The sequence below is a fragment of the Corynebacterium sp. HMSC034B08 genome (genome assembly GCF_001835805.1).
GTDB classification, from domain to species: Bacteria; Actinomycetota; Actinomycetes; order Mycobacteriales; family Mycobacteriaceae; genus Corynebacterium; species Corynebacterium coyleae.
This window is the reverse complement of sequence record NZ_KV825973.1, coordinates 157,891-171,457: the sequence shown is the minus strand read 5'-3', so window position 1 is coordinate 171,457 and position 13,567 is coordinate 157,891. Positions and strand designations below refer to the sequence as shown.

Sequence of the window (13,567 nt, the reverse complement as noted above, 5' to 3'; positions counted from 1 at the left end):
GTTTCTTTGACTGTAATCGTCCGCGCTGATATGGCGCGAACTTGGGTTGTTCCTGTCCACGGGGTTTCCGTCTTTCACCCCCGTTAGCGGTTGGCAGCCCACATTTGGGCATACCTACCGCCGGCGGTGAGGAGGTCCTCGTGGCAACCGTCCTCAATGATACGTCCTTCGTCGATGACGAGTATTCGGTCGGCCCTCGCAGCGGTTGCGAGGCGGTGTGCGACGACCACTGACGTGCGCCCCGAGGTTGCACGGTCGGCGGCGTCGAGCACCGCGCGTTCGGTTGCGGGATCAAGGGTGGCGGTAGCTTCGTCGAGAAGCAGCACGGCAGGGGAGAGCATCTCCGCGCGTGCGAGTGCGATGATTTGGCGCTGACCGGAACTCAAGCCTCGGCCGCGTTCACCGACGCGCGCGTTGAAGCCGCCGGGGATCGTATCGACGACACCGAGCGCGCCAATGCGGTTCACCGCCGCCTCGATCTCCTCTGGGGTCGCGCCCGGCGCGCCGTAGGCGATGTTGTCTGCGACGGTGCCAGGGAAGAGGTAGGACTCCTGTGGGACCTGGGCGAGTGCGCGGCGCCAGTCTGCAAGCGGGAACTCCGCGATGTTTGTGCCGGATGCGCGCACCTCACCGGAGGTGGGGTCGTAGAACCGGACGAGCAGTTTGACCACGGTGGATTTGCCTGCGCCGGTAGGGCCGACGAGTGCCACGGTGGTACCTGGCTCGATGGTCAGGTCCATGTGGTCGATCACGGGGGAGGCGTCTGTATCGGTGGAGGCGGAGTAGGAGAAGGTGGTGTCGTCGAAAAGCAATGGCCCACTTGCGGCGCTGTGAGCACCCGGGTTGGTGCCGGTATCGGGGACGGTGGTGCGTTGGGCAAGTAGAGCGCGGATGCGGTCGAAGCTGACGGTGGCTTGCTGCCAGGAGTCGAAGATTTGGCCAAGCTGCTGGATGGGGCCGTAGAGCTGGCCTAAGTACATGGTGAATGCGACGAGCACACCGACGGACAGCGATCCGTCGGCGATGCGTCCCGCACCAAAGCCGACGATGACGGCGGTCATGGTTTGGGAGATGAAGTGCATGCCTGGGAAGTACAGCGCGACCAGGGTGACGGAGCGCATGCGCAGGTGGCGGTATTCGTCGCTTAGGGCGGTGAAGTGCGCTTCGAAGTGGGGCTGCGCGCGGTGGGTTTGGGTGGTGCGGATGCCGCCGATGAGTTCCGCGAACTCGCCGTTGACCGTGGAGATCTGTTCGCGTGAGGCCTGGTAGTAGCGCTTGGAGAAGACTCTGAACGCCCAGGTAGCGACGACAATCACCGGGACGGCGGTCAGCGCGATGAGGGTGAGTTCGCCGTCTGTGGCAACGAGCATAACGATCACGCCCACGAGAGAGCCGACGGCGACAATCGCCTGGGCAAGCCCGGTTTGTAGGAAGCTCGACAAGGTGTCGATGTCCGTGGTCATGCGCGTCATGATCTTGCCGGACAGTCGCGATTCGAAGTAACTCAACCCCAGTTGCTGCAGGTGCGCGTAGGAGCGCAGGCGCAGCCCGTAGAGGAGGCGTTCGCCGGAGCGCGACGACAAAACAGTCATGAGTGCATCCGAGGCCCAGGCGATCGCGACCACACCGAGCGCAATGAGCCCCGCGTTGATCAGGTTCTCCTGGTTAATTGGGGTAATGCCGCGGTCCACGGCGGCGCGCACGATGGTGGGGAAGGCCAAGTCCGCCAGCACGCCCACAATCAGCAGGGCGACGGTGCCTGCGATGAGCCAGCGCACGGCCTTGAACATGTCGCGGATGTGGAATTCGCTCGACGGGGTGCGCAGGCGGGTCAGTGTCTGCTCGGCCAGATCTGGCAGTTCGCGCGCTTCCGGGAGGCGCTCCACACGCGCGAGCAGTTCCGGGGTGGCGTTGATGGTGGAGGCGCGCCCGCTCGTCGGCACGATCACGCGTTCCTGGGGTTCGGTGTCCACCTCGGGCCACAGGTTGCCAATCTCCTCGTACAGCGTTTCGGACTCGGGGTCCATGGAGGCGCGATACTCGTCGGTTGCCATGACCTCGTCGCGGGGCCCTTGCTTGACGACGACCCCACCGCGCACCACCGCTACCCGATCCGCATGATCCACCGTTGATTGGCGGTGGGCCACGGTCAGCACTGCGATGTCGCTGAGTGCCTCGCGTAGGTTGGCCAAGATGTGGGCTTCGTTGATGGAGTCGATGGCGCTGGTGGCGTCGTCAAGCACGAGCACCTTCGGTGTCGACATGAGGGCGCGGGCGAGCGCGATGCGCTGGCGCTGACCACCGGAAAGGGTGAGGCCACGCTCACCGACTTGGGTGTCGTAGCCGTCGGGGAGGCGCTCGATGAACTCGTCTGCCAGGGCGAGACGTGCCGCCTCGCGCACTGCGGCATCAAGTTCGTCCGGCGACATGTTATCGGCAGCCCCCATGGCGATGTTATCGCGCACGGAGGAAGAGAAAAGGAAGGCGTCGTCGAAAACACAGACCACATCGCCACCGGTGACCGTGCCCGTATCCGGGGTGTAGAACCCGCCAGCTAGCTGCACCGCCATGGTTTTGCCCGCGCCGGGCGGGCCGACCATTGCAACGGTCTCGCCCGGCGCGACCGAAAGGGTGAAGCCGTTTAAGACGTTGTGGCCGCCGGTGGAAAAGTGCACGTCGCTAAAGTGCAGGCCGGGTTCGGCAGGCAAGTTTTCGGTGGACTTCGCGGTGGACTCTTCAGGTGCGAGTGCCAGCACATCCGCGAGCCTGTCGAAGGAGCTCATACCCATCTGCATGCGGACGTACTGGTTGGTCAGCATGGAAAGGGTGGACGTCATCGTGGTCAGGTACGCGGTGAATGCGACGAACTGGCCGATGGAGATCCTTCCGTGGATGGCGAGCATGCCACCGGCGATGATGGTGACCACCAGCGCCACCTTGGGCAGTTGGGAGAGCATCGGCTGGAAGCGTGCGGTGAGTTTCGCCGCCCGCATTTTTACCGCGTAAAGGTGGCGACCAAGGTTGTCGAGCTGGTCGATCTCGCGCTGTTCCTGCCCGAACGCCTTGACCACACGCACGCCGGAGACGGTTTGTTCGACGTGCTCTGCAAGTTCTGCGGTGGCGTGCTGGTTGACCCACGTTGCTGCGTAGAGCGTTTTGCGCGACCGGTTGGCCTCCCAAAGGAGCACAGGCAGCAGCGCCAGCGACATCGCGGTCAGTGCGACGTCCATGCTCAGCATGACGATCAAGGTGGCTACCAGTTGCACGATGCGTGTGAGCATCATCGCCAGAGTGTCCAGCACCGTCTGGTACATGTTCAGATCCGAAATCGAGCGCGAGACAATCTGGCCGGTCACGATCTTGTCCTGTCCAGGCCCGTCCAGGCGGTGCAGCGTGCGCAGGATCTTGGTGCGCAACCAGTGTTGCGAGGTCGTGGCAAGGCGACCGGAGGTGGTGCGCCGGATGATGCTCAGGACGTAGGTGGCCGCTGCGACTGCCACCATCAGCCACGCCACGCGGGCAACGGAACCGTCCGCATTCCCGGTGGCAATATCAATCGCTTGGCCAGTAAGAGCGGGCTCGGCCACGCGGGTGAGCGCGGCCAAGATGGCAGCGGCGAAAGCGACGGCGGCAGGCGCGCGGTTCGCCTTGAGCGATTGGGTAAGAAGTGGGCTAGTGGTCCTCATGTTCCTTGTCGTCGCTGTCCTTCCCGCTACTGTCCTTACCGTCGCGGAAGATCTTCAAAATCCACGCAGCGAATTCCTTCGGGTTGAAGCCACCTTTGATGCGACCGGTCTCGTCGGCCTTGTCTTCAGGCTCGAGCGGGGTAGCAAACTGCAACGGCACCGGGCCGAGGGCCTGCTGAATGTTATCGATGATGTTGCCGGCCAGTTTGCGGTTCACCGTCGTACCAGCAACTGCGCCGATGCCGAGCGGCATCATCTTGCCCAGCCAGGCGCGACGCATGGAACGACGCAGCGAACGCATAGCCATGCGCTGCAGCACGTTGTTGGTCTCATTGAGCGTCGGGCCGGAAAAGCGCGACAGGGTGGCCTTGCCAGGCAGCTTGCGGGAGTTTTCGCCGAGCAGCGTATCCACGATTGCCAGACCCTTCGTGCCCATCAGCGTGGTCAGCACGATGGCGCGGCGGTGCTCGGCGTCGGAGATGTCGTCGCCACGCAAATATGCCGAGGACATGGCGTAAAACGCCGCGAGATCAAGAAAGAGGGCGGACTCGCCGGCCACAGCGGCAGCACCCGTGAACAGGCCAACGCCTGGCACTGCCGCAGCGGCACCCACACCGGCACCGGTGCCCGTGACGGTGTTTTTCAGATGCTTATCCATAATCGCCTGGATCTGTGCCGGCGACTTATCCGGATTGTCGCGGCGCAACCAATCCACATACCCGCGGATCACAGAGGTCTGCAGTCGCACGGCCTTGTCCACAGCGCCGATGAAAACACGACCGAGTTTGCCCGCGTCCTTTTCCAGCTGCGCTGAATCTTCCTGCAGCGCGACCACGATTTCCTTGCGGAGCTCCGCCTCGTCGATCTGCGTTGATTTCTTGTTACCGAACACGCTTATCCTCCTGCCGTGAACTGGCGATAGGTAATTGGTACAGCATAGAACGACTTCACATCCCGGGAAGACCGGGCGGAAACGCTCTAGGCTTGAACGCATGAATGCGCGCCGCCAACCAGTCGTACAGACAACGGCCGGAGCCGTGCGCGGTCAAGTCGACCCGCACACCGGAATGCGCACCTGGCGTGGCGTGCCATTCGGCGCCAACACCGCTGGTACTCGCCGATTCCGCGAACCAAAACCCGTCCAACCCTGGCCTGGGGTGCGCGACTGCACACGCTTCGGCCCACCCGCCATGCAAGGCACCTTCGGCATCCGTGGCACGGTGCTAGGTTCGGAGGACTGCCTCAACCTAGACATCGTCAGGCCCGACACTGATGAGGTCTTGTCTGTCGTTGTCTGTTTCCACGGCGGCACCTTTGTCACCGGCGCCAGCCACGAAAAAGTCCTCCAAGGCCATCGCCTCACCGCCGCGACGAACATTGTCTACGTCTCCTTAAACTTCCGCCTCGGCGTGCTCGGCTACCTCGATGTGCGATCGCTTGGCGACGACTGCGTGGCCAACCCCGCTATCCGCGACCAGATCCTCGCCCTGCGGTGGATCCGGGACAACATCGCAGCCTTCGGCGGCGACCCAGATGCCGTGACCATCATGGGCGAATCCGCAGGGGGTGCTGCCGTGCTGCATCTCATGTGCGCACCCGATGCCCGCGGCCTGTTCCACCGCGCAATCGCGCAGTCCCCGCCCCCGGCCAGCGTCCACTCGAGGCGCCAAGCCGCCAGGTGGGTCCAAGCCCTCATCAGGAAACTCGGTTTCGCACCAGACACCACCCTTGACCAGTTGCGCGACATCCCCGCAGAAACCCTTGTGCGCGCCGGGCAATCACTGATGTTTAACAGCAAGGAAGCGCTGCAATTCAACATCAGCTTCATGCCCACCCTGGACAGTGCAAGCCTGCCCCAACACCCCATTGACACGTTCAACGCCGGCGAGCAAGCCCGCGTGCCACTGATCGTGGGAACCAACTCCGACGAAGCCAGTTTCACCAAAGCCATCTACCAAACCTCCCGCCAGCGCCAACGCGCTGCGCGCCGGGCCTTGAACGTGTTTGACCCGGACAATGCACTGGATGTCATCGAGGCATATGACGATGTCGGCGCACGCGGCGACTTTGCGGAGTTGATGGCAGACGCCGTGTTCTGGGCCCCGAGTGTCATCCTGGCCACAGCGCACCGCATGGTTGCGCCGACCTATATGTATCGGTTCGCCTACGCATCTGCCGCGATGCGCAAGTTGGGCGTGGGCGCGATTCATGCAGCTGACCTTGTGGCGGTCTATGGCGATCCCTTTGCCACAGTGACCTCCAAACTGGATCGCTTCGGGCCGCGGGACACCTTCCAAGAGGTCAGCCGGCTCATGCAGTACCACTGGGGCGAGTTCTTCCACACCGGCGCTCCTGGTCCGGAGTGGCCCAGCTACGGGTTTAAGCGTGGCGACGACCCGGGGCGTGCGACTGCGGTGTTTGAGTACGGCATGCGTGTGGAATACGACCCGAAAGCGGAGCAACGCACCGCGTGGGAGTCGTTTGACATGCGCGAGTGGGGAATTAGCCGGACGGATTTATGACATCCGCGATGATAATTCCAGGCACGCGTCAGCGAACGTGGCTAGGCTGAAGCCAGTCTGAAGGTCAATGCGGAAGGAACCCACTGTCATGAGCTTTTTCGAGGACATCGCGGCCGCGTTGGACCGCGACGGTATTGAGTCGCGCGTAGGTGGGGACACGATGTTTGTCCCCATGTCCGCGGCGTTGGAATTGCAGTTTGTGGAAATTGATCCGCACCTGCCGGCGGCGAACGTGTACATCGCCGCCGCTGACGTGGACGAGGACGACGATGAGTTTGAGGCCGTCTTAGTTGCTGTGGTGTTTTCCGTGGAGGCAGCGGTGGCTGCTGTTGCTGAGCACATGGCGACCGACCAGGTGGTAACCGTGCTGCGCGACCTACTGGAGAGCACGGACGAGCGCATTGGGGATCTCGAGTTCTTTCAGGACCACGTCAACCCGCAGCAGGTGCGCGCCGAAGTGGGCGCGAATGCCGAGTTGCAGGTCGTCGTCGAAGCTGTCAACGGCGTGCCGAGCGCCACAGTGACCTTCGTTGCACTCCCGGATGACTACGACGATGTCATCGAGGACGCCGAGGGCGAGCTGTGGGAGTCCGACGGCGATGCGGAACTGTCTGAGGAGGACCGCGCACGTCTGTTTGACGTCATCCATGATGAGGCAGTTGCCGACGCTGAGAAGCTCGAGCTGGGCAGCTTCACCGACTTCGATCGCCTCTTTGACGTGCTGTCGCTCGCCGCCGACCAGGCAGAGGAATGGGAGGCGCAGCTGCTTCCAGTCGACGACGAGATTGACGAGCCGGACGTCTACGACATCTTCGGCCAAGACGACGAAGACTACGACGAGGACCTCGATGATGAGGATGATGAGGATCTCGACGACGAAGACTTCGACGAACTCGACGAGGACTAAGCCGCGCTGAGTCCTTCGAACATGGAGGAGGGCGACTCGATCGGGGTGAACGCCCCGTCGACGAGCCAGACGTAACTTGCTGCCTTCGCCCCCGGAATTTCGTGGACGGTGTGGGCAGCATCATCGGGGATGACCGCGCGCACCCAGGACTCGGCAAGCAACGTGTCCACAGGAACCCCCGCGGCATCGGTCACGCGCAGTTCGATCAAGTAGGCCGGAATGTGGCGCTGCCCGTATCCCTGAATACGAGCGCGGGCGCGCGGGCCAACACGCCGCCGCGTAACCGCCAACGACAGCGTCGGACCGTTGTCTATCCGGGGTAGCGATATCACTGGTGGCCGCCAGGTCGCAGCCGGGCGAGACAGTGAGCGCGGGTGGTGGATCATCGCGTTGATGGCGTGCAGCTTCTCGGGGAAGAGGTCTCGGATTTCAGCAGCCAAGGAATCGGCACTGGCGTATGCATCGGCATCCACAGTGGGGGAGGTGCGGAACATGGACAGGGCATTCTTTGCGTTCAACTTCATGGCTCAAACACTAAAAGTGGCCCCGACACCATACGATGCATATTCGAACATATGGGCGATACGGCTATTTGACGCGTTGTGTAACCTTGCTGTTTATGAGTGCGAATAAGGTGGTGAAACCGTCGATACCCCGCACCATTTGGGTGCTCACGGGCGCCGCCTTCATTGTTGCGCTCGGGTACGGGTTAATCGCTCCGGTGCTCCCGCAGTTTGCGGGAAGTTTCAACGTATCCATGGCCGCAGCAGGTGCGGTCGTGTCTGTGTTTGCTCTCGCCAGGTTGCTTGGTGCGCCCGGCGCGGGTGTGCTGGTGGACAAACTGGGCTCGCGCCCGATCTACCTCACAGGCTTGAGCATTGTGGCTGTCTCCACGTTCTGCGTGGCGTTTGCCCAGGCGTATTGGCAGATTCTTGCGTTGCGGTTCATCGCGGGTTTCGGCTCGACGATGTTCACGTTGTCGGCACAGGCACTGATTGTGCGGGTGACGCATCCTTCGATCCGTGGCCGCGCGAACGCGTTGTACGCTTCGGCATTTCTTGTGGGCAATGTGTTCGGTCCGATCGTGGGCGCAGCGTTGTCGTATTTGGGATTCCGTATCCCGTTTGCCATTTATGGCGTGGCGGTCGCGATTGCGGCCGGCCTCGTCGCGTGGCTTACACAGCCGCGTTCAGGTGCGAAGGCGTTGCCGAAGGCGAAGCCCGCGATGCGGCTGCGGAGCGCCTGGAAGGTGCCCACCTACAGGGGATTGCTGGTCGCGGCGTTTACCAATGGGTTTGTGAATATGGGTGCACGCGTGGCGGTGTTGCCGCTCTTTGCCGCCGCGGTGTTTGAGCAAGGCGGGGCAGCGGCTGGTTTCGCGCTTACGGCGTTCGCGCTCGGCATGGCGATCATGCTGCAGTTTTCCGGGCGTATGTCGGATCATTTTGGCAGGCGCCCGATGATCTTTGCGGGCATGGCAATGTCTGCAGTGTTTACGGTGGTGCTTGGCACGGCGACGAGTTTCTGGCCGCTCATGATCTGGTCGGTGCTGGCCGGCGTGGCTTCCGGCACGATGAGCCCGTCCATTCAGGCAGCGTTGGCGGACATCATTGGCAATGAACGCTCCGGCGGTAAGGTGTTATCCACATTCCAGATGACGCAGGATGCGGGCCAGATTTTCGCACCTGTGGTTGTCGGTGCGATTGCGCAGACCGCAGGCTTTACTGCCGCGTTCGGCGTATGCGGTGCAATGTGTGCGGTGGCGGCTGTGGTGTGGCTGATCATCGGTAAGGAAACGATGGTGAAGGAGCCACGATGAGAGTAATTCTGGACTGCGACCCGGGTATCGACGACACCTTAGCCCTCATCTGGCTGACCGCGGCCACGCAGGCAGGCATCCATGAGCTTGAGTGCGTGACCACGACTGCCGGCAACGTCGACGCCGACCAGTGTGCCAAGAACGCCGCATGGATCCTGTCGTTGTGCGGTTTGCCGATTATCTCTCTCGCCGCTGGAGTACCGGCACCGCTTGAGGTGGAGCTGACCACCACGCCGGAAACCCACGGCGATACGGGGCTTGGGTATGCCACCGCACCGGAGCGTCACGTTGAGCACGATTGGGAGGCGCTGTGGATCGACGCGATTGAGCGTGGCACAGACGATCTGCACCTCATCGTCACCGGCCCCATGACCAACCTGGCGTTTTTCGCTCACGCCCACCCGCAGCACTTTGCGCGTTTGAAGCACATCACGGTGATGGGTGGTGCGGTGAACTATCCGGGCAACACCACGCCGACGGCGGAGTGGAACTTCTGGGTTGATCCGCACGCCGCCGCCGACGTCTTCGACATGACACCGACCCCGATCACGTTGTGCTCACTTGGCGTGACGGAGAAGATGTTGCTTGAGCCTGAGCGGTTGGAGGGGGTCGTCGCAAAGCTAGGCGCGAGCCCGATTGCCCAGCACTTGGGTGACATTGTGCGGTTCTACTTCGAGTTCCACGAGGAGGTCGGGGAGGGCTACCGCGCGCAGATCCACGACCTGCTCACGGTGCTCATCGCGCTTGATGCGGTGGACGTTGAGCATTGCTTGACGACGATCGCCGTCGAGACCGATTCCGACCTCACCCGCGGCACCTCAGTGGCGGATCTGCGCGACATTTGGGAGCGCGAACCCAACGCGCGCCTGGTCACCGCTGCGGACATCGATGCCGCGTGGGAGTCCTTTGACTGGGCCTGCGAGATCCATGCACGCGTGGTGGCGGGTGATACGAGTCTTATGGAACTGCGCCACCTCAAAGCGGACGACTAACTGCTACACTGCCTGATCTGGACGTTCCTGCCGAGGTGACATAGGCAGGGCGCAATTGCTCATTTGCCCGTGAGAATTACGGAAAGATCCATGTCACACACCACTTCTCAAAACTCGCAGAAGGCGCAGTGGACCCCGCTGCGTCGCGTTCTTGTTGCCCTTGGCGCGCTGATTATCGCCGCGACCTGGCTCTACTTCGTTCTTGTCCGCCCCGCTGACTGGGATCAGGTCACAGGCTCCGGTCCTGGCATTACGTTGCTGGCGGGCTACGGCGTGGGCACCCTGCTGCTACTCGTGGCCATCGTCCCTGTGTTGCCGGCGCGCACGCTTGGGCTGATTCCGATTGCGATCATCATCAACTCCGTCATCGGCGAGATCGTCGGCTCGATTGGTCTGCCGCTGTACCTCGACTCCGTGGGTACCGTGCTGGTTGCAGCCTTGGCCGGCCCGGTTGCGGGCATGGCCACCGGTGCGCTGAACAACGTGGTGTGGGGTCTGGTCAACCCGGCCGCCCTGCCGTTCGCCGCCGGTGCGGCCTTGGTCGGCTGGTTGGCGGGTGTGTTCATTCACCGCTTCAACGCGCTGCGTAACCCTGGCACCGTGGTTGGCTTTGGCCTTGTGCTCGGCGTGGTGGGCGGCATGGTTGCAGCCCCGGTTGCCGCATATGTCTACGGCGGTACCGCCGGTGTGGGCACCGGTGCGCTGGTGAGCCTGTTCCGCGAGATGGGTGGGTCCCTGATCGCGTCGGTAACCACCCAGGCGTTTATCTCGGACCCGGTGGATAAGCTCATCGTCCTGTTCATCGCATACGCCACGGTCAAGGCGCTGCCGAAGCGCACCGTGGCTGCCTTCGCGCCACAAGAACCTGTCGCACCAGCATCGACACCTGAGGCGTAAAGCACTTCCGTGGCAGACCGTCTGAGCCCTTCAACCCGTGTGAACCCGTTGACCGCTTTGGCCATCGGGGCGTCGGGCTGGATTCTGGTGCTCGGGCTGAACCGGCCAGAAGTTTCACTCGCAGTGCTGGCCGCGGCAATGGTCCTGGGGACGTGGCGCACCCGCAACGTTGCGCTCATTGCGGCCACCGCGTTGCTTGCCGCCCCGGTCGCAGCATCCATGGTGCTCATCCACGCGCCCTACGGGGAGCACCGCATCGCGCCGCTGCTTACTAGCGACGGACTTGCCGCAGCAGGGGAGTTAGCCGCACGTTTCACCGCACTGATTGCCAGCCTGCTCGCGGCCGTCGCATGGTCGCGCACCCCGGACCTGGCCAAGGCACTGCAGGCGGCACCGGGTGGCAACCGGATCGGTTACATCGCCGGCACGACACTGCAACTCGGGCCCCAAGGCGCACACCGGGCCCGAATCGTCCGCGACGCCAACCGGCTTAAAGGCCAGCGCGTCACTCTAAAAACCGTGATCCCGAACCTGATCATGCCGGTGCTTACCGAGTTACTCACCCAAGCCGGCGCTCGCGGCCAAGCCTTAGAGACCGCAGGCTACGACCTCACTGGCCCCCGCACCGTGCTGCGCCCCGTCCACGACAGCCGCATCCAGCGCGCCGCCCGCATCCTCATCCCACTTGCATGTTTGGGGGTTGTGCTGTGGATCTGACGTTGCTTACCCAGGCGCTCGACGAGCACCGCACGGTGCAGGTGATCGGCAACTCCGGAGCTGGCCTGACCACCCTGGCAGCGCAGGTCCACCGCGAGTGGGACAACGCCGCCGTAGTCCAACAGGACGCCACCGCACACGTGTCGTATCTTCGCGATACCGTCGTCGAGGAAGTTGCGCTAGGCCTCGAGCAGCGCGGGATTCCCGCCGAAGAGATGCGCCAGCGTTGCGAGCGCATCCTTCTCGCGGCAGGTCTGAGCGATCTCGCCGAGCGCAACCCAGCGCAACTCTCCGGTGGCCAAACGCGACGCCTCGCCATCGCAGCCGTTGCGGTGCTCGAGCCGGGCACCTTGCTTCTCGACGACCCCTTCGCCGGCCTCGACCCAACCTCCTGTACCCGCATCACCGAATTGTTGGGCTCGTTGCCGTCGAAGGTGGTCATTCTGGGGACACGGCTTCGCGACATCGACTCGGCCGCGCTCGGTCTCGCGGACGGCACCCTCCAGCCGGACGTCCCATCAAGTCCGGGCCTGCAGTTGCCCGATCGCGTCACAGCAACCGGCGAGCCGATCGACCTCGGCGAAGTCTCCGCGGTGCGTGGCGAAACACCCCGCAAGTGGTGGCAGTTCCGCACCTCGACAGAACCGGCGCTCACGGCCGGGCCGGTGCAACTGACTGTGCGCCCCGGCGAGGCTGTGTGGCTACGTGGCGACAACGGCGCCGGCAAGACAACGCTCCTTCGCACGATGGCCGGCCTCGACGACAACCCGGGCCTGGAACAAACCCGCGGGGTGACCGTGTCGCTGGCACTGCAGCGCGCCGCAGACCAGCTCGCCGAATCCACCGTGGAACGGTTCATCGGCAACAATGACGCCGTCGCCGCACTTGGTTTGGACCCAGACGTCCACCCGCTGGACCTTCCATCAGCGCATTTCCGGCTCGCACAGCTCGCCCAGGTGTTCGCCCAGGGGCGCGACCTTGTGCTTCTGGACGAGCCCGACGTCGGCCTCGACATCCCCTCCCGCGAGCGTGCCCACGCCCTCATCGCAGCAGGCCTGGCACGCGGTCAGGCGGTGATCTTCACCTGCCACGACACCAGCTTCGCCGCGGAGGTAGGGGAGTACGCGGTGGTTAGAGCAAGTCTTCTTCGATGATCACAACGGAGCCGGCGTCTCCCTTGCACACCGGACGGGTATTGATGTTGTTCCACGGCTGCCCCGGGGGGTGATGTCCACGGGCGCACTCCCATCCATTCGGTGCGGTCCAATCGAGGCTGGTGCTTGTCGCCGCGCCTCCCGTCGGGTTAGGTGACGTGTAGTCATTGACTACTTCCATAGCCGCCACGCAATCGGTGTCCTTTTTCAGCGCGATGACTGCTCGGTCCGGTCCCTCGGTACTGGTCACGGTTCCACATCGAGTGCCTTCAGCGGCGGAAGTAACCGCTGCATCTTCTCGGTTCGGGTCGGGATTCTCCTGGACAATTTCACCGTCTTTGATGGTGATTTTGCTCAGGCCACGTTCCACGATCAGCGTTTCATCGTCCACACGAGTGAAGGTGAAGTCGGTGAGTGTGACGCGCTCACCAGGGTTGAGTTGTGGAGCGTCCATAGCGAAGGGATCTGTTTTCGAGCTAAACGTGTAGAAGCCGATGACCGGGTCATATCGCACTGCGGTGGCTACGTTGCCTTCAGCGGGGTAGCCAAGGTCAGCCAGTGCAGTTTCGGGCACGTCGAGCTCGATCTTGCATCCGAACGCTGGCCCGTTTTGAGCGTCTTCGCGGGTAGGAACCACACAGCCACGCTCGGAGGAGGCTGCACCGAAGAAGGCATACGCGAGGGGGTCCACCTCGAACCTGTCAGCAGAAACATCCGTGTAGGACGGCTCCGCATCTGGCGCAGGTGAGGCATTCTCAGCAACAGAATCCGAAGCGGAAACGGGCGGCTCTGGAAGGTCTTGTGGTTCACCCGAGCAAGCAGTTAAGGCCAAACCGAGCGAAGTAAAAATCGCGACTGTGCGCGTCACGTGGC

General features: G+C 63.1%; 11 protein-coding genes. 7 read left to right on the top strand and 4 right to left on the bottom strand.

Features of this window, described 5'->3' with window-relative positions:
- Nucleotides 1-83 precede the first annotated feature (83 nt).
- Together HMPREF2656_RS11635 and HMPREF2656_RS11630 are read right to left on the bottom strand one after the other, a co-directional pair.
- Complete coding sequence (locus HMPREF2656_RS11635) at nucleotides 84-3,686, bottom strand: ABC transporter ATP-binding protein (RefSeq protein ID WP_070816842.1); 3,603 nt, start codon at nucleotides 3,684-3,686, stop codon at nucleotides 84-86.
- Nucleotides 3,673-4,578 (bottom strand): hypothetical protein, encoded by a 906-nt coding sequence (locus tag HMPREF2656_RS11630; protein WP_070816841.1) that lies wholly within the window; start codon nucleotides 4,576-4,578, stop codon nucleotides 3,673-3,675. The genes HMPREF2656_RS11635 and HMPREF2656_RS11630 overlap by 14 nt, the downstream gene beginning before the upstream one ends.
- 100 nt (nucleotides 4,579-4,678) lie before the next feature.
- On the opposite strand from HMPREF2656_RS11630, the gene HMPREF2656_RS11625 reads away from it, so the two are divergent.
- Together HMPREF2656_RS11625 and HMPREF2656_RS13180 are read left to right on the top strand one after the other, a co-directional pair.
- Complete coding sequence (locus HMPREF2656_RS11625; protein ID WP_070816840.1) at nucleotides 4,679-6,208, top strand: carboxylesterase/lipase family protein; 1,530 nt, start codon at nucleotides 4,679-4,681, stop codon at nucleotides 6,206-6,208.
- An 88-nt stretch (nucleotides 6,209-6,296) separates the two neighbouring features.
- Nucleotides 6,297-7,115 (top strand): hypothetical protein, encoded by an 819-nt coding sequence (locus tag HMPREF2656_RS13180; RefSeq protein WP_070453093.1) that lies wholly within the window; start codon nucleotides 6,297-6,299, stop codon nucleotides 7,113-7,115.
- Here HMPREF2656_RS13180 and HMPREF2656_RS13175 read toward each other — a convergent pair.
- Entirely contained in the window at nucleotides 7,112-7,639 is a 528-nt protein-coding gene (locus HMPREF2656_RS13175) for a hypothetical protein (RefSeq protein ID WP_168161869.1), read from the bottom strand. The genes HMPREF2656_RS13180 and HMPREF2656_RS13175 overlap by 4 nt on opposite strands.
- A gap of 95 nt (nucleotides 7,640-7,734) precedes the next feature.
- On the opposite strand from HMPREF2656_RS13175, the gene HMPREF2656_RS11610 reads away from it, so the two are divergent.
- The 5 genes from HMPREF2656_RS11610 to HMPREF2656_RS11590 all read left to right on the top strand — a co-directional run bounded on the left by HMPREF2656_RS11610 (nucleotide 7,735) and on the right by HMPREF2656_RS11590 (nucleotide 12,694).
- Nucleotides 7,735-8,934 (top strand): MFS transporter, encoded by a 1,200-nt coding sequence (locus tag HMPREF2656_RS11610; protein WP_070816839.1) that lies wholly within the window; start codon nucleotides 7,735-7,737, stop codon nucleotides 8,932-8,934.
- Entirely contained in the window at nucleotides 8,931-9,926 is a 996-nt protein-coding gene (locus tag HMPREF2656_RS11605; protein ID WP_070816838.1) for a nucleoside hydrolase, read from the top strand. Before HMPREF2656_RS11610 ends, HMPREF2656_RS11605 begins: the two co-directional genes overlap by 4 nt.
- Nucleotides 9,927-10,016: 90 nt before the next feature.
- Complete coding sequence (locus HMPREF2656_RS11600; RefSeq protein WP_070816837.1) at nucleotides 10,017-10,823, top strand: glycosyl transferase family 9; 807 nt, start codon at nucleotides 10,017-10,019, stop codon at nucleotides 10,821-10,823.
- A gap of 9 nt (nucleotides 10,824-10,832) precedes the next feature.
- A complete protein-coding gene (locus tag HMPREF2656_RS11595) occupies nucleotides 10,833-11,540 on the top strand; it encodes an energy-coupling factor transporter transmembrane component T family protein (protein ID WP_246825165.1) in 708 nt (235 codons plus the stop codon).
- The gene (locus tag HMPREF2656_RS11590; RefSeq protein ID WP_168167570.1) at nucleotides 11,531-12,694 is read left to right on the top strand and encodes an ATP-binding cassette domain-containing protein; all 1,164 of its coding nucleotides are present in this window, start codon (nucleotides 11,531-11,533) and stop codon (nucleotides 12,692-12,694) included. Before HMPREF2656_RS11595 ends, HMPREF2656_RS11590 begins: the two co-directional genes overlap by 10 nt.
- Here the strand turns inward: HMPREF2656_RS11590 and HMPREF2656_RS11585 are convergent.
- Nucleotides 12,672-13,562, bottom strand: a complete 891-nt coding sequence (locus HMPREF2656_RS11585; RefSeq protein ID WP_141750434.1) for a hypothetical protein — start codon at nucleotides 13,560-13,562, stop codon at nucleotides 12,672-12,674. The two genes, HMPREF2656_RS11590 and HMPREF2656_RS11585, sit on opposite strands and share 23 nt — an antisense overlap.
- Between the last annotated feature and the right edge of the window lie 5 nt (nucleotides 13,563-13,567).